This window comes from Epilithonimonas zeae (assembly GCF_900141765.1).
Taxonomy (GTDB): Bacteria; Bacteroidota; Bacteroidia; order Flavobacteriales; family Weeksellaceae; genus Epilithonimonas; species Epilithonimonas zeae.
Genome location: NZ_FSRK01000001.1, coordinates 2400106 through 2420091 on the forward strand (window position 1 = coordinate 2400106; position 19986 = coordinate 2420091).

Consider the following 19986-nt stretch of genomic DNA (forward strand, 5'->3'; position numbering starts at 1 on the left):
TATTCTCGTTTAAATCGTCCCTTCGGGACTTTGATTATCATTTAAATTTTTGCTAAAGCCAATTGTTTGATCCATTTATTAAACGGGCTAAAGCCCGTTCCTATTAATCAATTTTTTATTTTCAGTTTGTATGTTTTTCCTGATTCTGTTGGGAAATCATACATCACAGATTCTTTTATTTCGACAAGGTTTAATTTTGCTTCACTGGAAATTATTGGCTTTTTAATCTCAGGTGTTTCGAAAAAGTGATTCGGGTTTTTGCCTTCCGCTTTTTTGAGTTTTGTTTTTCCTGATAATTCCATTTTGTTGGGAATTCTGACTCTGCAGTTTCCGCCTAAATTGGATTTTATGGTGATTTCCTTCGCTTTATTATTTTCCCAGACAATGCTGATTTCAAAATCGCCGTAGGTTTTCAGCCCGGAAATCTTTCCATTTTTCCATTCATCCGGAAGTGCGGGAAGAATGTCGATAAACCCGTTCTGAGTTTGCAAAAGCATCTCGATAATTCCCGAGGTACAGCCAAAATTTCCGTCAATCTGGAACGGCGGATGCGCATCAAAAAGATTGGGATACGTTCCGCCTTTTTTGCCCCAACCGTCTTTTTCTACCAAAGTTAATTGGTCTTTGATTAATTTGTTGGCGTGATTTCCGTCTAATAATTTCGCCCAAAGATTCACTTTCCAGCCCATACTCCAGCCTGTGGAAACGTCGCCACGATGCAGTAAAACCGTTTTGGAAGCGTCCAGCAATTCGGGCGTGGTGAAAGGATTGATTTGGTTGGACGGAAATAATCCGTAAAGATGCGAGACGTGTCTGTGATTATCTTTCGGATTGTCCCAGTCTTCTGCCCATTCCTGCAATTGACCATACCTTCCGATTTTCATCGGTGGTAATTTTGAAATAATATTGTTCCAAACCGGGATTTTATCTGAGTCTATATTAAGAATTTCGGCTGCATTCTTTGTCTTGGTAAAAAGGTCAAAGATCAGCTGATTATCCATCGTATTTCCGCTTGCCAAAGCACTTCCCTGATGTCCGTTTGGAATATTCTCGGGAGACATTGACGGACTTACGACCAGCCAATGGTGCGTCGGTTCTTCTATCAGAAAATCTTCATAGAATTGAGCGGCAGATTTTAGAATCGGATAAATGGATTGAAGATAATTTTTATCTCCACTGTATAAATATTTTTCCCAAAGATGCTGGGAAAGCCAGGCACTGCCCAATGGCCACATTCCTGCGTTGGCAAAGTCTATGACTCCTGTGATTCTCCAGATATCCGTATTGTGATGTGCGACCCAACCACGGCTTTTGTACATCGTTTTTGCCGTTTCTTTTCCGGATTCGCTCAAGTCTTTGACCATCTGAATCAGCGGTTCGTGCATCTCGGAAAGGTTGGTTTTTTCCGCCGGCCAATAGTTCATTTCCGTGTTGATGTTGATGGTGTATTTGCTGTCCCAAGCGGGTTTGTTGGAATTATTCCAGATTCCCTGAAGGTTCGCCGGCTGACCACCAGGTTGTGAAGAGGAAATCAAAAGATAACGACCAAACTGGTAATATAAAGCCACAAGTTCAGGGTCGTAATTGGTTGCGAAATTTTTAATCCGAACATCGATTGGATTTTTTGAAGCTTCGGAAGTTCCTAAATCCAAATCAACTCTTTTGAAATATTTTTGATAAAAAGCCAGATGGTTTTTCAGTAAAGTATTGAAACTTTTTTGTTCTGAGGCTTCGATGTATTTTTTACTTTTTAAAACTTCATCTGTGTTCAAAGTTTTGTAATCTGTAAAGTTGGTCGCAATGGAAATCAGAATCGTGACTTCATTGGCATTGCTTACTGAAATTTTGTTTTCTGAAACATCTGTTTTGCCACCTTTGTTGAGAATTTTTGCGATGGCATTGAATTTAACCTGACCCTGAACGCCGTCTAAAGTTGAAGACAATCCGTCAATCTGCAATATGTTGGAATCAATGGCTCTGACGCTTTTATTAAGTTCGTTGTTGAAATTGGCGGAGAAACTCAGCGCATTTTTTTTGTCTGAACTTAGTTTAATCACAATTACATTATCCGGAATTGAAGCGAAAACTTCTCTTTTGAAATTGATTCCGTTGGCGGTAAAAGTCGTTGTTGTGATTGCTTTTTCTATGTCTAATTCTCTGTAATAATTTTTAACATCATTATTATTTTTAAAGTCAAGAATTAACTCACCAATATTCTGAAACGCTGAACCGTGAAGAGTCTTTGCTGTTAAACCTTTATCGGTTAGGATTTGCGCTCTTTTGTAATTGCCGTTGAATAAATAATATCTTATTGAATCTAAAACTTTCGGGCCATCCGGATTATCGTTTCGGGAAGGTCCGCCTGACCAAAAAGTAGCTTCGTTCAGCTGAAGTTTTTCCTGAGAAGGATCGCCAAAAACCATCGCTGCTAATCTTCCGTTTCCAACCGGTAACGCTTCCACCCACTGTTTGGCAGGTTTGTCATACCAAAGCTTATATTTTCCTCCTTTTTGAGCAAAGGAAAATCCGCTAAGGAAAAGACAGAAGGTTAATATGGAAAATTTGAAGTTCATTTTTTTAAATTTTCTTTTCTGAGACAGAATTTACGGTCGTATTTCTATTAATCAACCAAATAATTCCCCAAGCTGCAATGTAAGAAACACCAGCTATGAAAAATATGATATTGTAACCACCATTGATATTTCCCGCTTTTTTGAATGTATCCAAAACAATCCCGATGAAAAGTGGGAAAAGAATTCCGGCTGCAGAACCGAGCATTCCGCCAAAACCGATGACCGAACTCACATAATTATTGGGTAATTTGTCTCCGACTGTTGTCATCAGATTTGCTCCCCAACCTTGATGCGCAGCTGTTGCCAAAGCAATGATAATCGTAATCATCCACATATTGTCGACATATTTTGAAAACATTACCGGAACTACCATCAAGGCGAACAGTAACATTGTAAAACTTCTCGCTCTTCCGATCGCCCAGCCTTTTTTAATTAATAATGAAGACAGATAACCGCCACCAATACTTCCAATCGTGGTTCCGCTGTAAATAATGATTAGTGGAATGGAAGGTTTGGTCAAATCCATTTTAAAAACGTCTGAAAAATACGCAGGCAGCCAGAACATAAAGAAATACCAAATCGGATCGGTAAGGATTTTTCCGATGGCAAAAGCCCAAGTTACTTTATATTTTAATAATTCTGAAAGTGGAACTTTAGACGGTACTTCCGTTTGTCCAGCCTGATCGCTTTTGATGTATTGAAGTTCTTCTTGGCTAAGATTTTTAGTTTTTTCCGGAATATTGTAAAATCTCCACCACAAAACAATCCATAACAGACCCAATGCACCAATCCAGACAAAAGTTTGTCTCCAGCCGTAATGACCTAAAATAAAAGGAACTAAGAGTGGCGCTAAAATAGCTCCAACCGTTGCACCTGAGTTAAAAATTCCCGTCGCCAAAGCTCGTTCTTTTTTCGGAAACCATTCGGCGACAGATTTTATTGCTGCTGGGAAATTTCCTGCTTCACTAATTCCCAAAGTACTTCTTGCGATTAAAAAACCGACCGTACTTTTCACAAAACCGTGTCCGATAGATGCTAAACTCCAGACTATCAAAGAAACGGCATATCCGATTTTAGTTCCGACCCTGTCGATAAAACGTCCCATTGCGAGATATCCGATGGCATAAGTAGTCGTAAAAGCCATCACGATGTAGCTGTAATCCTTCTCGTCCCAGCTGAATTCTTTTTCAAGAACAGGTTTCAGCAAACCCATTACCTGACGGTCGAGATAATTGATCGTAGTAGCTAGAAAGACCATAGACAGCATAAACCATCTGATATTTCGGTTTTTAGGAGCCTGCATTAGTTTTCATTAAGTTGTTGTAATAAATTTTTTACTTTTTCGGTAAGTTTCTCTTCGTTTAAATCCGATTTCACCAAAGAACTTCCCAATCCAACGGCTATTGCACCGCCTTTGAACCATTCGTTGATATCCTCAACATCGGCATTCACGCCACCTGTTGGCATAAAATTCATTCCCGGAAAAACGGGCTGGATGGATTTGATATAATTTTTACCCAAAGCATCTGCGGGGAAAATCTTTACCAATCGAAGTCCGTTTTGAAAAGCCAGATTAACATCAGAAGGCGTAAAACATCCTGGAATTAAATTGATATTTTTTGAGACTGAATGTTTTACAAGTTCTTCACTGATGACAGGTGTAATGATGAAATCTGCTTTTGCATTGGCATAATCATCCATTTCCTTTATATTTTTCACAGTTCCGATTCCTAATAAAAGTTCCGGAAATTCGGTAGTGGAAATATCTTTCAGTTTTGTAAAGTTTTCCAAAGCTTGAATACCTCGATTCGTGTATTCTATCACACGGATTCCTGCTTCGTACAAGGCTTTTACGGTATTTTTTGAAAACTCAAACGATTCGTTGTAGAACAACGGAACGATTTTCTGGTCTTTTATTTTTTGTATGATTGGATTCATAGTTTTTCGATATTTATAGATTTATCGATGGTGTCACCTTTTACAAATAGTTTACTGAAGGCCACTTTTGTTGCATCTTCCAAAATCTGCTGTGAAGAATTTCCTTTGATTTTTCCGTGAATTAATGCTGCCATAAATGAATCGCCACTTCCTACTCTTTCCAAAATCTTATCAGAATAATATTGCTCAGAAACTAAAAGTTGGTTAGTGAACAAAGTCGCATAATAATTCACTTTTTTGCCTTTTGTAAATCTAAAAGTGTTGGCAATCAATTCTACATTCGGATATTGTTTCTGAATTTCTAACGCTGATTTTTCGGCTTGCTTTAAAAGATTTTCATCATCAAAATTTTCGTTCAGTTCATATTCAATCGGGATTTCAAGAAACTGCTGAATCGACCAGATATTTCCCATCAACACATTCACGAAAGGCATCATTTTTCTGACTAATTCTGATGGATTTCTTCCTTGCCATAGCGCTGCGCGGTAATTTAAATCCAAAGAAACCGTGATATTTCTCTTTGCAGCTTCACTCATTAAATCGATACATTTCTGGTAAGCATTTTCGCTTAAAGCTGGTGTGATTGTACTGATGTGAAGCCATTTAACCTCAGAAAAAATTTCATCAAAACTAAATTCAGAAAAATCTGACTGTGTAAAAACCGATGGAGAACGGTCATAAACAACCGAAGCATTCTGCATATCGCCATCCGATGAAAGATAAAAAGTTCCGATTCTGCCATTGCTTTTCTCTGCTAAAACTTCAATTCCTTTATTTTGAAGCTGAATTTCCAATTGATTTCCGACAAAATTTTCCGGTAAAGCTGAAAGTAATTTAACAGGGTTCTGCCATTGAGCAAGTGCGGAAGCCACGTTATATTCTGCGCCGCCAAGGAAGATTTTCATAGCCTGTTCATTCAGCCAGTTTCCTTCGGAATCCGGTGCAAAATGAAGAAGCAATTCTCCGAAACACAATATTTTATTAGAGCTGGAATTCATTTTTTAAAATTCAAAATAGTTTTTGGTGTTGTGATAACAGATATCCTGAATGATTTTTCCTATCCATTCTTCGTCATTGGGAAGCAATCCTCTTTCCATCTCGCTGCCAAACATATTGCACAACAATCTCCTGAAATAATCGTGTCTTGAGAATGACAACAAGCTTCTTGAATCGGTCAACATTCCGACAAAAGTGCTAATGAGACCGATGTTGGAAAGCGTGTTCATCTGTTTTTTCATTCCGTCTAATTGGTCGAGAAACCACCAGGCTGCACCAAACTGTACTTTGGATTTAATTCCGCTTTCATTAAAATTACCGGCAAGGGTCGCCAAAACTTCATTAAAAGTGGGATTAAGGTTGTAAATAATTGTTTTAGTAAGCTGTCCGGTAGAATTTAATTCATCCAAAAGAACACTTAATCTTTGTGCAAAATATTGTTCGCCAATGGCATCATAACCAGCATTAATTCCAATTTTGCTCAGCATTTGAGAATTGTTATTTCTGGTTGCGCCCACGTGAAACTGTTGAGCCCAACCTTGTTCATTGTACATCTTGCAAAGTTCTTTCAGCAAGTAACCACACAACGCTTCAGGATTTGAAAAACTGGGTCTGTTTCCCTTTAAAAACTCTGAAAATTCGGTTTCAAGATTTTGATTCCAAATGGTTGTATCTGGAAAATATTCGAAGCCGTGATCTGCCACTTTCGCTCCGTTTTCTGCAAAATAATTAATTCTTGATTGTAGCGCATTCAGCAAATCTGAAGCAGAATTAATTTCAATTCCGGAAACTTTTTCAAGTTTTTTAATTGCAGATAAATATTGTTCAGTATTGATGATGTTAATGTAAGCATCCGGACGAAAAGCAGGTAAAACAGCGGTCTCGAAACTACTGTCTTTCAAAGCTTTATGATATACCAAATCGTCTGATGGGTCGTCTGTTGTGCAAAGTGCTTCCACCTTAAAATTTTTGATGATAGATTGCGGCAGAAATTCTGATGTCTGAAGACTTGCATTCATCTGACTGTAAACAGATTCTGCATTTTTCATCGAAAGATATTCTTTGATTCCGAAAGGATTTTTGAGCTCGAGGTGAGTCCAGTGAAATAATGGATTCCGAAGCGTGTTGGGTACCACTTCTGACCATTTTTTAAATTTTTCTAAGTCTGAGGCATTGCCGGAAATGAATTTTTCATCAATCCCAAAATTCCGCATTGCACGCCATTTGTAATGGTCGCCATCCAGCCAGATGGCTGTTGGAGAACGGAAATTCTGATTATTTGAAATCACGTCAGGCTCAAGATGATTATGGTAATCAATAATCGGTATCTCTTTCGCATATCCAAAATAGAGATTTTCCGCCTTTGCCGATTCCAGCAAAAATGATTCTCCGAAAACTCCTTTATTTTTAATGGAATGAGTCATTATTTAATCTAAAAAACTGATTTTTATTTTGTGAAAATCTTTAAAAACAAGACCTTAACTATGAGAAAAATTTATTAAGGCCCTGCTTACTGTATAAAGAAAATAATACTTAATTTAAACACCACTGAATGCGCTAAAACCGCCATCCACAGGTAATAATGCGCCTGTTATAAAACTTGCGGCATCGGAACAAAGAAACTGGACAGCTCCATTCAGTTCTTCCACTTCACCAAATCTTTGCATTGGTGTTTTGGCAATCACTTTTTTGCTTCTGTCCGTTAAAGAACCATCTGGATTCAACAAAATAGCACGGTTCTGGTCACCGATGAAAAATCCCGGGGCAACAGCATTCACACGGATTTTGTCTCCGAATTTCAGTGCCAAATCTGAAGCTAACCATTGTGTAAAGTTTGTAATTGCTGATTTTGCCGCTGAATATCCCGCCACTCTTGTAATAGCCGAATAAGCGGCCATTGAAGAAATATTAACAATGCTGCCGCTTCCCTGTTCAGCCATCACTTTTCCGAACACGTAACTTGGATAAACCGTTCCGTTGATATTGAGATCAGTGACCTCATCCCATCCCTTCATATTAATATCGAAAAAAGATTGTTCAGGAGATAAAGTTGCTGTGGGAATATTTCCGCCCGCAATATTCAGCAGAATGTCTATTCTACCATACTTTTCGATGATTTTTTTCGAAGCAGCTTCAAGGCTTTCGATGTTCATTACATTGGCTTCCACGGCAAATGCGTCACCTCCTGAATCTGCGAGCTCCTTTACACGGGAATCCAGAGTTTCCTGATTTCTGCCTACCGCAACAATTTTAGCTCCGGCTTCGATGAAACTTTTCGCCAAACTTCCTCCCAAAACGCCGGAAGCGCCTGTGATGACCGCTACTTTATCTTTTATGCTGAATATTTCGTTCATTTTTTACTTTTTAAAATGATTGCAAATTTTAAATTTATTTTTTTTGCAATTCTGATTGTACTGTTGCCATCACGCCTTCAATTTGACCTAAAGCCAACATTCTTCCTAAGAACGAGTAACCTGGATTGTACCCTTTGTCAACGTCTTCTGTCAACAATCTTCCGTGGTCTATCCTCATTGGTAAATCCGGATTTTCTTTTTCGAAAACTCTGATAACGTCAATCAGTTTTCCTCTTCCGCCTAAATGATGAGCCTCGATAAAATCTCCGTTTTCAAAAACATTGGTACTTCTGAGGTGAACAAATTTAGTTCTGTGGGCATATTTTTGAGCTAATTTCGGAACATCGTTCTGAAGATTGGCACTTAGAGAACCTGCGCAGAATGTCAGTCCGTTGTGTGGATTATCGACAGCATTCAAAAACCAATCGATATCGTCTTCGTTGGTCACGATTCTTGGCAAACCAAGCAAAGCAAATGGTGGGTCGTCCGGATGCACACACATTTGGATGTTCCACTCTTCGCAAACCGGCATTATTTTTTCGAGGAAATATTTTAAATTTTCACGAAGTTGATTTTTATCAATTCCGTCATACAATGCCAATAAACTATTGAACTTTTCTACCGGATTTAAGTCGCCTTCTTTGATATTTCCATTGACAAATCCCTGCGTTTTCACAATGACCGAATCTATCAAATCATTGTTATCGGCTTCTGTAAGCGTATTTTTTAATTCCTCAACTTTTTTGAGAATTTCAGGTGTATAATCTTTTTCTGCTCCGTCTCTTTTCAGAATATGAATTTCAAAATAGGCGAATTTGGCCTTATCAAAATATAAAGATGATGAACCGTCTTCCCACTCGTGAAAAAGGTCTGTTCTGGCCCAATCGAGAACCGGCATAAAGTTGTAACAAACTGTTGTCACGCCTGCTTTACCGAGATTTTCAAGACTTTTGATATAATTTTCTATCAGTTGGTCTCTGTCGTTTCCTCCGTATTTGATAGACTCGCTCACAGCAAGGCTTTCAACTACAGACCAGCGAAGTCCATGACTTTCTATATAGTTTTTATAATAGTTAACAGCCTCGAGACTCCAGATTTCTCCGTTCGGAATATCGTGCAGTGCAGAAACAATTCCTTCCACACCAATTTGCCGAAGTGTCTGTAATTTAATTTTATCTTTTTTCCCAAACCAACGCCAGGTTTTTTCCATACTTTTTCTTTAATTTTATTTATTAAACAAAGCAGGTGTAAAGGCTACACCTACTTTGTTTTGATTGATATGAATGTGAAAATTATTAATTGTAACCAGGGTTCTGGTATTTTGCTTTTTCTTCTGCACTTAAGCTCATATTATCCAACTGACCTTGAGGAATTGGTCTTAGATAATGAAACTTTTGAATATTACGAGTAAAGGTTTGAGGCGTATGATCACCATAATTAACTCCACCAATTTGATAAGTAGCAGCATACTCTTCCCATTTTTGAGTACGTACAAGATCATACCATCTGTAAAATTCTCCATAATATTCTCTAGAACGTTCCGCCAAAATATAATCAATTGTAATAACAGATGGTGTTGCTGCAACCATTGCAGCACTATTATCGGCAACCATAGGAGCATTTTTAGCATTGTTAAATTTCCATTTACCCGCTCTAGCTCGGATCACATTGATCAACTCTCTTGCTGACATTGTACCAGTCGCACCTTTTACAGCAGCTTCAGCAGCGATGAAATAAAATTCTGAGAATTTAGCAACATTAAAAGGTCTTGTTAAACCTGCGTTAGGATATCCTAAACCATTAGGGTCAAGCGTAGTGTAAGTTCCAATTTTCCAAAGACCTGGATACACCATTCTACTAATACCATTAGGTGCAACAACATAATCAGCTCTGCCTGGCAAGGTTCCTGCTCCAACGCCGTTTTGCCCTGCTCCTGTTGGATAAGTTGGTGTCACAGAATCATCATCTAAGAAAGATAGGATAACTCCACCTGGTTGTACAGGTAATGCATTAGCATTGTAAAGTGTAATATTACCCAATCCAGCTTTATCCCAATTTCCTCTGTATGCACTTACAAATGTTCCATCGTAACGAGAATCCACAGATTTATCGGCAAAAGTATTTTTAATAACTCCAATAGGAGGAGCCATACGTACCCAAGGTCTACCAAGAGATTGTGTAGCAGCTCTTTGTACAGAACTTACAATGTCATTAGTTCCCCAAGCTGGCGTTTTACTGCTTTTTAGATTGGTATAATTCCAAGTCTGCATCCAAGCTGCAAAGTTATCTGGCGACCATGCCGCACCAAAACCTGTTGGATCACCTTCGTTATAATAAGTACTTGAAGCTGTATGATCTGCATAAAGCATACACTCGCTATTACGGTCATTAGATCCAACGTTAACATCATAGAACGTAGGTTGTAATGAGTAAGGACCAGGATTAGTGATTCCTGTCATCGCTATATCGTAAGCTTGTTGAAAGTACCATTGTGCAGTTTGACCGTTTGGATCAACTCTTGGCGTTTCTGGATAAGTTGGAATACTATTTGGGTTTTGTAACCACCAACCATATGTCAGGTAAGCTTTAGCCAAGAAAAGTCTTGCTACATTTTTTGTAACCCCACCAGTTACTCTTGGTGCAACTGGTAGATTATCAATTGCTTTTAAGAGATCTGGAAAAATAGCTTTAGTGTAGACTTCTGTGACTGTATTTCTTGTAGAAGTTGTTACCGCAGACGTGTTAAATTTCAGCTCTCCCGAACCTAAATCCAAAGGCACTCCGCCATAAGTCTGAACTAGTAGGAAATAATCAAAAGCTCTGAAAAATCTTGCTTCAGAAACCAAAGATTCTGCGATACCAAAATTGGGTCCTTTTTCAATAATTCCATTTGCGCTATTGATATACGGAAAAACTGAACCCCATATCATACTCGTAGGAAATGTGTTTGGGTTTATACTTCCAACATTACCTGTCATATCAAGGTCTTTGAAGTTTCCATCAGCACTTTGTCCCCAAGTAGATTCGTCTGTTCCGTTTTGGCAGTTACTCATATAATAGCCATTTCCATAAAGCGATCTCATATGTCTGTAGAGAGATGTAACACCTTGTCTAATACCATCTTCGGTATTGAAAAACTCTACAGTATAACTTGATCTTGGTTGCTCTTCTAAAATATCATTACATCCTGTGAATGCTAGTGATAAAAATACTGAGCCGATTATTATTTTTTTGTTTAAATTTATCATGACCTTCTTTTTAAAACGTTAAATTAAGTCCCATCAAATAGTTTCTGGTTGCCGGATTATTAGTTCCTATAATCAATTGTCTCGATTTATAATTTGAGTTAACAGCTTGATTTTGATCTCCCACGGAGTTCGGTTCTGGATCCATTCCAGACTCTTTGTGGTATGGTGAGAATAAAACTAATGGGTTTGTAACTGTAAAATAAATTCTCAAACTATTTAAATTCAAATCTTTCAAAAATTCTTTATTTACATTATATCCTAAAGTTATAGTTCTTAACTTAAGATATGAAGCATCAAAAAGTGCTAATGTGGAAGCGTATTTTGGATTATCACCATCTCTTAGCCCACCAGGTTTTGGATATCTAACATTCGGATTTTCTTCAGTCCAATAGTCCACATCTACGTTGCCTCCTCTACCTGTCAATCGATTAAGATAACTTGAAGAACCATATAAAGTACTGATCAAAACACCGCCGTGTTGGAAAGCACCTACAGTACTTAATTCAAAGTTTTTATAAGCAAATCTCATATTAAATCCACCTTGCCAATCTGGCGCCGTATCAATAATTTGTCTATCCGCTGCTCCTATTGCTCGCATAGGTGTTCCATCCGCATTATAACCACCAGTATATAATACTTTAATCATTCCTACTGCAGCACCTGCTTGGGGTTCCAGAATATTCAAATAAGGATCACCTTGCTGCCAAAGTCCTATATTTTGATAGTCCAACAAAGCATTAATATTGTGTCCTACAAACCACAGATTTCCCTCGTCTCTATCTCTACCAGATGCCAGACTTAAGATTTGATTTTTATTGGTATACCAGTTAATTCCAGCATCCCAATTGAAACCTTCCGCACTTTGTATAATACTTCCATTCAATGAAAATTCCCAACCTTTATTTTCTGTTACACCTACATTGGCAGTTTGTGATCCTAGACCACTGGATTGTGGAAGTGCCACCGCTTGAAGAAGTCCTTCTGTTTTGGTTCTATAATATTCTACAGTCCCAGTTAATCTGTTATTAAGAAATGCAAAATCAACCCCATAGTTTTGTGTTTTTGAATATTCCCATCCTAAATTTGGATTAGGCGCAGAACTAACGTAAAGTCCTGTTCCATTTGTGGTACCAAAGTTATATGGTACTACTGTTAGCACACCCAAAGTTGAATATGGATTGACAGCCTGGTTAGAGGTTTGTCCCCATCCTGCTCTTAACTTGAAAAGATTAATAAAGCTGAAATTCTGCATAAAAGATTCGTTTGTCACATTCCATCCTAATGAAAGTGCCGGATAAGTATGCCATTTGTTTCCTGGGGCTAATCTAGATGAGCCGTCTCCACGTAATGTTGCGGTTAACATATATTTATTATCAAATGTATACATCACTCTCCCCATATAAGACATTAACCCCCATTGTTGATAGACTTGATTATTTGGATCAATAGTGATATCTGCCTGAGGTGACTGTCCAATGTTATAGTACTGGAAGAAATCACCAGGTACATTTCTAGCGCTTATGTAACTACTTACATATCTGTTTTGCTCAGCCGAGTATAGACCCACTGCATTCACTTTATGCTTACCAAAAGTTCTATCATAAGTTAATAAATTTTCCAATACCCAGTGGTATGTCTGATTATTACCTTGTCCAGCTGACGAAGGTGCTGCCGCATTTACATTGAAAGCTCCCACACCAGTATAGTTTCCGCTATTGGAGGTACGGTAATCTAAGCCTACATTTAATCTGTACTTCAATCCATTAAGTGGTAAGGTTACTTCTCCATATATATTATTGTAAGAAGCGAAAGCTTTGCTTTCATCTATATATTTATCTCCCAGATTTTGAACAGTTTTTCTGGTATATACCCAACCTTGGTCAACATTTGAAGCCGTGCTGATCGTTCTTTTGAAGGTTCCGTCTGGGTTATATGGATTTGCTAAAGGAGAGTTACCCAGAGTTGGTGCAGCCGCAATACCATTACCTTCTGAAATAGTAAAATTGGTATTGGTTGTAAAACCAAATTTAAAATTTTTACCAACCTGCTGATCTAAGCCAATTCTCAATGCAAACCTTTCATAATTCTGAATCGGCACCAAAGCATCTTGTTTAAAGTATGACAAACCAACATTGTAATTACCTCCATCGGTTCCGCCAGAAACACCAACATCTTGGCTGGTGATCATTGCTGGTTTATAATACAAACTTTGCCAATCTGTATTGGTGGTCAATGTCTCGTCAGTTCCAAGTCCATAAATATTACCAGCATCGGTTCTTAATTTGGCATATTTAGGACCATTCATCATTGGATACTTTGAAAACAAGGTTTGAACACCTGTAAAAGAATTATAGCTAAATCTTGGTTTTTGGCCTTTCGCACCTCTGTTTGTAGTTACTAAGATTACACCATTTGCTCCTCTAGAACCATAGATAGCTGTAGCAGAGGCATCTTTAAGGATATCAATACTTTTAATATCGCTGGAACTGATGTCGCCAAGTGATCCTACAAATGGAATTCCATCCAAAACAATTAACGGATTATTATCGCCAGTTAAAGAACGTACACCTCTAATACGAATTTGCATAGAAGCACCCGGTTTTGATGAAGTTTGTGATATATCCACACCCGCAGTTCTACCTTGTAAAGCTTGAGTGATATTAGCTGATGGTACTTCTCTTAACGCATCTCCCTTCACCGTAGCAACAGACCCTGTTACTGATTCCTTTCTTTGAGTTCCATATCCAATAACAACAACCTCCTCAATCTGCTTCTCCTTTTGAACAGTATCTTTTTTACTCTGCGAGTAAACAAGACCTGTTGGTAATAGAGTCATAGCAAAAAATAATGCCGCTCTATTGGTTTTACTTAAATGAAATAGATTCATAATTATTATTTTTAAAGTTAGTTTGATAAGAAAGTTTTGAGTCTCGTCGTTGAGATTGGATTAACTTTCTTATATAATTTTAGATATACATATTCACGATCGCTTCGAAAAGTTCCTGTTTACCACTTTTTGGCATAGGTTCCCCCGATTGGTGAGCAATTTTCTGAAGATCCTGCAAAGTCAATCTGCCTTCTTCAAATGCTTTCCCATTTCCGCTATCAAATGATGAATATCTTTCTGTTCTCAATTTGCTGTAATCCGAATTTTCTAGGATATCTGCTGCTACCAAAAGTCCTTTTGCGAAAGCATCCATACCTGCAACGTGAGCAATGAAAAGATCATCTGCATCTACCGAATTACGACGGATTTTTGCATCAAAGTTGACACCTCCTGAACCTAAACCGCCACTCGGAAGAATCACCAACCAAGCCTGAGCTAATTCAAAATAATCGATTGGAAACTGATCTGTATCCCATCCGTTTTGATAATCTCCTCTGTTGGCATCGATGCTTCCTAACATTCCTGCATCAACCGCTGCCTGAAGTTCGTGTTCGAAAGTGTGCCCTGCTAATGTTGCGTGGTTTACCTCAAGGTTTAATTTGAAATCTTTTTCTAAACCGTGGCTTTTCAAGAATCCAATGACCGTTTCTGCATCGTAGTCGTATTGGTGTTTTGTAGGCTCCATTGGTTTTGGTTCGATAAGGAAAGTTCCTTGGAAACCTTGGCTTCTTGCATAGTCACGAGACATAGTAAGGAAACGAGCAAGGTGCTCTTTTTCACGTTTCATATCGGTATTCAAAAGGCTCATATAACCTTCTCTTCCGCCCCAAAACACGTAATTTTCGCCTCCTAGAGCAATAGTTGCATCGATAGAATTCTTCACCTGAGTTCCTGCGCAAGCCACAACATCGAAGTTTGGATTGGTAGAAGCACCATTCATATATCTTTCGTGTGTGAAAACGTTAGCCGTTCCCCAAAGCAATTTGATGCCCGTTTCTGATTGTTTTTCTTTAGCGTAATCAACAACTGCTTGTAGATTTTTTTCATAATCTCTCCAGTTGTCAGCAGGATCTACCAAATCGATGTCGTGGAAACAGTAATAACCAAATCCCATCTTTTGCATAAATTCAAATCCGGCGTCCATTTTATATTTGGCTCTGGAAACTGCCTCAGTTCCCTGGCTCCAAGGATGGTGAATAGTTGGTCCTCCAAATGGATCGCTTCCGTCTGCACATAGTGTATGCCACCAAGCCATTGCAAAACGCATCCATTCTTTCATCGGTTTTCCCATCACAACCTGGTCTGCATCATAATAGCGAAACGCCAAAGGATTTCTACTCTCTCTACCTTCAAATCTAATTTGATCTACCCCTGGAAAAAATGCTTTTGTTTCTTTTGAAATGTTCATATTTATTTAATTTATTTTTAATTATTGATTTTAATTTTGATTGTAGAATCCCTTCCCTGCTGATGTTTTGAGCCAGCAAGTGAATGTAAATTCGGTATGTTTTTTTTGGATTAAATTATTTCTTGAAGATGATCTTTCCACCTCTCATAGGCTTCCAGGTATTGTTCTCTTTTTTCGTGTTCAGGTTCTATAACAGTGATTTTTTCTAACGAAGAAAATGCTTCTTTGGAATCTGCATAAAAACCGATTCCCATTCCTGCGGCTCTTGCGGCACCAACTGCTCCGTCTGTATCAAACAGTTCAATTGTTGCATTGCTTACACTCGCCAATGACTGGCGGAAAATGGAACTTAAAAACATATTGGCATTCCCGGCGCGGATGACATTGATGTCCATTCCCATATCTCTCATAATGTTCATCCCGTATTCATAAGAAAAAACGATGGCTTCCTGTGCAGCGCGAAGAACATCACCTTTTGAATGAATATTAAAATTAATTCCGTGGATAGAACATCTTGTATCTTTATTTTCTAAAACCCTTTCTGCACCGTTTCCAAATGGAATAATGCTTAAACCCCTGGAACCAATCGGAGAAAGAGAAGCCAGTTCATTCATATCGCCGTAAGATGATAATGAAGTTGCGAAATTGTGCTTCAACCAAGAATTAAGAATTCCTGTTCCGTTGATGCAAAGTAAAACGCCTAATCTCATCTGCTCCTCAGTATGATTGACGTGTGCGAACGTATTAACTCTTGATAATTTATCATAATCCAACTGATCCAAAACGCCGTAAACAACACCTGAAGTTCCTGCTGTGGAAGCAATTTCTCCCGGATTGAAAACATTAAGCGATAATGCATTATTCGGCTGGTCTCCGGCTCTGTACGAAATTGGAGTTCCTTCTTTTAATCCTAATTCTTCTGCTGCAGATGAAGAAACAGTAGACTGAATTCCAAATGTTGGAACAATCTCTGGAAAGAAGCTCTTCGGAATTCCGTAATAATTAATAACATCTTCCGAGATGCAATTGTTTTTAAAATCCCAGAAAATCCCTTCGGAAAGTCCTTCTACAGTAATTCCAATTTCGCCGGAAAGTTTCATTGCGATGTAATCTCCTGGCAACATTATTTTATCAATCTTATCAAAAAGCTCCTGCTCATTTTCCTTAACCCAAGCCAGTTTTGAAGCTGTAAAATTCCCTGGTGAATTCAAAAGGTGAGACAAACATTTTTCTTCGCCAATTTCTTTAAACGCTTTTTCGCCATAAGGAACTGCGCGGCTGTCACACCAGATGATGGACGGACGAAGAACATTCTGATATTTATCTACCAAAATCAATCCGTGCATCTGCCAAGTAATCCCGATTCCCTTGATATCTTCTGGCTCAATATTTGCGTGAGACATTACAGACTGATGCGCCAGTTTAAGATTAGTCCACCAATCGGAAGGATTTTGTTCTGCCCATCCAGGCTGTTCTGCAATGATCTTCATCTCTTTTTTCGGAGAAAAATCAGATGCAATGACTTTGCCGCTGGATGCCTCAATAAGACAAACTTTTACAGATGAACTGCCGATATCGAATCCTAATAAATACATTTTATTTTGAGGCTTATTTTATTTGATTAATTTATTTTGAGTTTTCTTGTAGATTTTCGGATCGAACTTGTAATATCTTGCTGCACGGTGTGATACATTGGTTTCTATCTCATCTAACGGAATGATATAACTGAATGAGGAGATTTTTTTATGAAAATTCTTAATATCTATTTTCTTCTCACTCAAAGCGTTATATAGCTGATACAATTGTCTGATTGTAAATTTCTTTGGCAGGAGCACAAAGATGATAGAAAAATCAGAATCGATCCACTTTCTTATTTCTATTAGAGATTCGTCTATAATTTTATTGTGATCAAATGGCAGTTGCGGAACTTTGTCTATGGGATGCCAATCTACAGTATCATATTTTGTACTGTTTATTTTATGGTCAATACGGCATAGTGAAAGATAAGCTACAGTAATGATTCTGTCTATATTATGCTTATACTCTTCTCCCATCCATCTGATATCATTTTGATTGCTCGCACGATTAGGGTCTGCAAAACACTTAAATTGCTTCAGAACCATCTTTTTGATCCCCGTCAATTCCAATAGAACTCGGTTTGCTGCATCATCTACATCCTCATTACTATAAATAAGGCTGCCTGGCAATTTTTTCTGTTGTTCTACAGGAATATCTTCCACGTGACGTTGCACCAAGAGAATATTAAGTTTATTCTCAAAATCAAAACCAAAGACCACACAGTCTACAGATAAATAAGTATGAATGAAATTTGGATTCATTTGCCTGTTAACATTTACGTAACATCACAAATATAAAAATACAATTGATAAAAAAAAATAAATTTTCAATTACTTACTATATATCAACACTTTACATATCTATTTTTTATGATAAGATTTATATCAATTATATGATAAGGTTATCATTATTTTAATGATATAATTTTTAAAACTATTAATAAACAAAGAATTAGGATGTTAAAAAATATTAAATTTATAATATATAACTTAAGGTAAATGATGATAAGAATTATTTAAAATTAATCTTATTTTTTTTTAATAAATCAAAAATTAAGGGCAAAAAGCATTAAAAAATGTAATTTTAACACTTAATATTTTACCAAAATTTGTTGCGAATATTCAATTTTACATTTTAGAGAAAAAAAATATTAATTTTTAGATATTTTGATTTTTCCTTAACTTAATACAATTGAGTTAAGGAATATCACAAAATTTATTACAAAATAATATCTTGTAAAGAGATTATCAAAACTTAATAAAAAAAATTAAAACACTTTGATTTGGTTATTTATGATTTTCCTATCAAAAACAGAGAGTCCTTTCATATTTCTCATATCCACAACCGAAGCTATATTTTATCTTTTTTTTGCACTACATTTTTTTAGTATCCAAACTTTTTATAGGTTGTAAGATTCCAATAAGCCAAAGTGTCTCCGTTATAAAATGTTCGAGATTCGAAATCAAATTTTGAAACTTTTATATAGTTCAATGTTAAATCTTGTTTCTTAAAAAGTTTTTTCTTTAACTTATCAATATTGATTCATACTTATTATACTATCATTTTTATATAAATCTATTTTGTTTGTATAGAAACCTCTAACATCTTCAAAACAATTTTCTTCCCAGACTCCTTCCTTTTTATTATTTATATAATTGCCTTTACGAGTACAATGTCCAAAACCTTCTATTCAAACCCCTTCTTTTTGATGTTGGTTATAACCTTTACCATCATTAAAATCTATTTTAGGTTTCAATGGAAGTATTCTAAAATGTCTATATTTATTTCGGTGATAGAAATTTTTAACATACCTACCAACTGGTAGATTATCAACATAGTTACAATAAAATATTGTACCATTCTTATCAATATCAATTATTTTGAAAACGCCATTAAATGTACCTCTTTTCAAAGAAAATTGGGTCCTAAATTAGGATATATGAATATGCCTGTTCTTTTTTTTCATAAATTTTTTCTCAATTCCCATGCAATGTCTCAAGTTCCATCATTATTTGGATTTGGTTTTTCATTTATATATATTTTTGGTTTACATGCAAAAAAAAAGCAAAAAAAATTGCAGGAAAAACAAGCTACATATGTTTAAATTCTTCATTGAGCTTTGTTATTATGTCAAATTGATAATCAAAAAACCATATTTAAAAGAATTATAATCCATAATGGTATCAGTCGTAGATTTATTAAAGTATATTTTATGGTATTCCTCAATTCTTGTGTAAAATTTAATTATGGTTTCTGTAGAGATTATTTTATTTTCCAAGTCGATACTTTGTTTTTTAGACTCTGATTCTATTTCATCTATCTCTTTTTCCAATTGACCTTATCAGAAATAGTTTCTTCATCAAATATTAGTCGCATACTTTTAATAACCCCATTTTACAAACTAATTTCCCTGACTTAATTGAAAATTTTTTTTTAATTGCTCTATCGAATTACATCCTGATGATTTTATATTACAAAATTCATATTCTTCTAAATTATCACACGTATTAAAATTATATTCTTTCCTGTAAATAAGCTTGCCATTATCTCATTTTTCTTTTTTAATAAGCCTGTCTTTTTTTATCATAATACTTCCAAATTCCTTGATATTTGCCTTCTAAAAATTCTCCTTGTGCAAAGTTATAAGGTATAAGTCTAGGATTATCATCGTCTGATGTTTGGTAATATGAATTAATTGTTGGTTTTCCATCAATTAAATGACATTCTTTATCTATTTTCCCAACAATATAAGCTGTCAATTTTAAAATTTTCAACAAAACCATTGTTAATTTGGCTTAACAAACTAAATCTTTTATAAAAAATACTTGAAGCAATTCCCAAAAAACTAAACCATGACATCCGTCATAAAAATTTATTAATCCCTTAATAATTTAACATTTTTTATAAAAATTAAAAAATATCAATACTGATATTCATCATCAATTAACGACCTAACAAATATCATCTCTGATTATTCTATAATCTTTACCCATAAACGACTTTA

At 36.4% G+C, this 19986-nt stretch carries 13 protein-coding genes; all 13 read right to left on the reverse strand.

The genetic code is table 11. The features are described from left to right. Positions 1-107 precede the first annotated feature (107 nt). The 13 genes from BUR19_RS10925 to BUR19_RS10995 all read right to left on the reverse strand — a co-directional run bounded on the left by BUR19_RS10925 (position 108) and on the right by BUR19_RS10995 (position 19756). Positions 108-2573 (reverse strand): glycoside hydrolase family 95 protein, encoded by a 2466-nt coding sequence (locus BUR19_RS10925; RefSeq protein WP_074235354.1) that lies wholly within the window; start codon positions 2571-2573, stop codon positions 108-110. A gap of 4 nt (positions 2574-2577) precedes the next feature. Beyond that, on the reverse strand, positions 2578-3876 hold the full coding sequence (locus tag BUR19_RS10930) for an MFS transporter (RefSeq protein ID WP_074235355.1): 1299 nt from the start codon (positions 3874-3876) through the stop codon (positions 2578-2580). After that, positions 3876-4511, reverse strand: a complete 636-nt coding sequence (locus tag BUR19_RS10935) for a bifunctional 4-hydroxy-2-oxoglutarate aldolase/2-dehydro-3-deoxy-phosphogluconate aldolase (RefSeq protein ID WP_074235356.1) — start codon at positions 4509-4511, stop codon at positions 3876-3878. Before BUR19_RS10935 ends, BUR19_RS10930 begins: the two co-directional genes overlap by 1 nt. Then, positions 4508-5509 (reverse strand): sugar kinase, encoded by a 1002-nt coding sequence (locus BUR19_RS10940; protein WP_074235357.1) that lies wholly within the window; start codon positions 5507-5509, stop codon positions 4508-4510. The genes BUR19_RS10935 and BUR19_RS10940 overlap by 4 nt, the downstream gene beginning before the upstream one ends. Before the next feature lie 3 nt (positions 5510-5512). Next, on the reverse strand, positions 5513-6931 hold the full coding sequence (gene uxaC / locus BUR19_RS10945; RefSeq protein WP_074235358.1) for a glucuronate isomerase: 1419 nt from the start codon (positions 6929-6931) through the stop codon (positions 5513-5515). Positions 6932-7045: 114 nt separating this feature from the next. Further along, a complete protein-coding gene (locus BUR19_RS10950; protein WP_074235359.1) occupies positions 7046-7861 on the reverse strand; it encodes an SDR family oxidoreductase in 816 nt (271 codons plus the stop codon). Between the two features lie 34 nt (positions 7862-7895). After that, positions 7896-9071 carry a mannonate dehydratase gene (gene uxuA / locus BUR19_RS10955; protein WP_074235360.1) on the reverse strand — a complete coding sequence of 392 codons (1176 nt, stop codon included), beginning with the start codon at positions 9069-9071 and terminating at the stop codon, positions 7896-7898. 85 nt (positions 9072-9156) lie between these two features. Beyond that, positions 9157-11109 carry a RagB/SusD family nutrient uptake outer membrane protein gene (locus BUR19_RS10960; RefSeq protein WP_074235361.1) on the reverse strand — a complete coding sequence of 651 codons (1953 nt, stop codon included), beginning with the start codon at positions 11107-11109 and terminating at the stop codon, positions 9157-9159. A 10-nt stretch (positions 11110-11119) separates the two neighbouring features. Further along, positions 11120-13996, reverse strand: a complete 2877-nt coding sequence (locus tag BUR19_RS10965) for a SusC/RagA family TonB-linked outer membrane protein (RefSeq protein WP_074235362.1) — start codon at positions 13994-13996, stop codon at positions 11120-11122. 79 nt (positions 13997-14075) lie between these two features. Then, the gene (gene xylA / locus BUR19_RS10970) at positions 14076-15404 is read right to left on the reverse strand and encodes a xylose isomerase (RefSeq protein ID WP_074235363.1); all 1329 of its coding nucleotides are present in this window, start codon (positions 15402-15404) and stop codon (positions 14076-14078) included. A 110-nt stretch (positions 15405-15514) separates the two neighbouring features. After that, positions 15515-16999 carry a xylulokinase gene (locus BUR19_RS10975; RefSeq protein ID WP_074235364.1) on the reverse strand — a complete coding sequence of 495 codons (1485 nt, stop codon included), beginning with the start codon at positions 16997-16999 and terminating at the stop codon, positions 15515-15517. A gap of 18 nt (positions 17000-17017) precedes the next feature. Continuing rightward, positions 17018-17743, reverse strand: coding sequence for an NUDIX hydrolase (locus tag BUR19_RS10980; RefSeq protein ID WP_074235365.1), 726 nt, complete (start codon positions 17741-17743; stop codon positions 17018-17020). A 1800-nt stretch (positions 17744-19543) separates the two neighbouring features. Further along, positions 19544-19756 (reverse strand): hypothetical protein, encoded by a 213-nt coding sequence (locus tag BUR19_RS10995; RefSeq protein ID WP_139297315.1) that lies wholly within the window; start codon positions 19754-19756, stop codon positions 19544-19546. Between the last annotated feature and the right edge of the window lie 230 nt (positions 19757-19986).

What these genes read in the sequence shown, in the direction of transcription:
- BUR19_RS10965 (WP_074235362.1), bottom strand. Translation starts at nt 13,996, where the DNA reads ATGAATCTATTTCATTTAAGTAAAACCAATAGAGCGGCATTATTTTTT.
- BUR19_RS10960 (WP_074235361.1), bottom strand. Translation starts at nt 11,109, where the DNA reads ATGATAAATTTAAACAAAAAAATAATAATCGGCTCAGTATTTTTATCA.
- BUR19_RS10935 (WP_074235356.1), bottom strand. Translation starts at nt 4,511, where the DNA reads ATGAATCCAATCATACAAAAAATAAAAGACCAGAAAATCGTTCCGTTG.
- uxuA (WP_074235360.1), bottom strand. Translation starts at nt 9,071, where the DNA reads ATGGAAAAAACCTGGCGTTGGTTTGGGAAAAAAGATAAAATTAAATTA.
- BUR19_RS10975 (WP_074235364.1), bottom strand. Translation starts at nt 16,999, where the DNA reads ATGTATTTATTAGGATTCGATATCGGCAGTTCATCTGTAAAAGTTTGT.
- uxaC (WP_074235358.1), bottom strand. Translation starts at nt 6,931, where the DNA reads ATGACTCATTCCATTAAAAATAAAGGAGTTTTCGGAGAATCATTTTTG.
- BUR19_RS10930 (WP_074235355.1), bottom strand. Translation starts at nt 3,876, where the DNA reads ATGCAGGCTCCTAAAAACCGAAATATCAGATGGTTTATGCTGTCTATG.
- BUR19_RS10950 (WP_074235359.1), bottom strand. Translation starts at nt 7,861, where the DNA reads ATGAACGAAATATTCAGCATAAAAGATAAAGTAGCGGTCATCACAGGC.
- BUR19_RS10925 (WP_074235354.1), bottom strand. Translation starts at nt 2,573, where the DNA reads ATGAACTTCAAATTTTCCATATTAACCTTCTGTCTTTTCCTTAGCGGA.
- BUR19_RS10980 (WP_074235365.1), bottom strand. Translation starts at nt 17,743, where the DNA reads ATGAATCCAAATTTCATTCATACTTATTTATCTGTAGACTGTGTGGTC.
- BUR19_RS10940 (WP_074235357.1), bottom strand. Translation starts at nt 5,509, where the DNA reads ATGAATTCCAGCTCTAATAAAATATTGTGTTTCGGAGAATTGCTTCTT.
- xylA (WP_074235363.1), bottom strand. Translation starts at nt 15,404, where the DNA reads ATGAACATTTCAAAAGAAACAAAAGCATTTTTTCCAGGGGTAGATCAA.